Origin of the sequence: Streptomyces sp. NPDC016640 (assembly GCF_043076215.1) — a bacterium.
In the GTDB taxonomy this organism is placed as follows: domain Bacteria; phylum Actinomycetota; class Actinomycetes; order Streptomycetales; family Streptomycetaceae; genus Streptomyces.
The window spans coordinates 400313-400904 of the sequence record NZ_JBIBRG010000008.1; the positions used below are offsets into that span (position 1 = coordinate 400313).

Genomic DNA, 592 nt, shown 5'->3' on the forward strand with positions numbered 1-592 from the left:
TCATCCCGACGGAAACCGCCACGGTCCCCACCACGGGAGTCATCCCGCCGGAAACCACCACGGTCGCCCCGGTCACCCCGATCGCTGCGGTCGTCGCGGCCACGAAATCCGCCGCGGTCACCACCCCGGTCGTCGCCCCGTCGCTCATCGCGTCGATCATCCCGCCGGCCGTGACCCCGGTCATCGTCGCGACCACGGTAACCACCGCGCTCGCCACTGCGGTTGTCGTCCCGTCCGCGGAAGCCACCGCGTTCCGGCCGGCCCTCGGAGCGGTCGTCGCGTCGGAATCCGCGGTCACGGTCATTGTCGCGACGCGGAGCATCGCGCTGGCCGCCACGGTCGGAACGGTCACCACTGTCCCGTCGCCGCTGGTCGCGCTCCGGTCGCTCGTCGGGAGAGTTGGTGGACATCGGTGACTCCTGTCTTCGGCACTACAAGCATAAATAAAAAAGGACCCTTGGTCCCAGCTGAACGCTGGGACCAAGGGTCCTTCCAAAGATTGTTCGGCGGCGTCCTACTCTCCCACAGGGTCCCCCCTGCAGTACCATCGGCGCTGTAAGGCTTAGCTTCCGGGTTCGGAATGTAACCGGGC

At 67.2% G+C, this 592-nt stretch carries 1 rRNA gene and 1 pseudogene; one reads left to right on the plus strand and one right to left on the minus strand.

The features are described from left to right. A pseudogene (locus ACF07S_RS19700) lies at positions 1 to 416 on the plus strand (hypothetical protein); the annotation flags it as partial. A gap of 85 nt (positions 417 to 501) precedes the next feature. Here the strand turns inward: ACF07S_RS19700 and rrf are convergent. Continuing rightward, positions 502 to 592, minus strand: a 5S ribosomal RNA gene (rrf, locus tag ACF07S_RS19705); the annotation flags it as partial.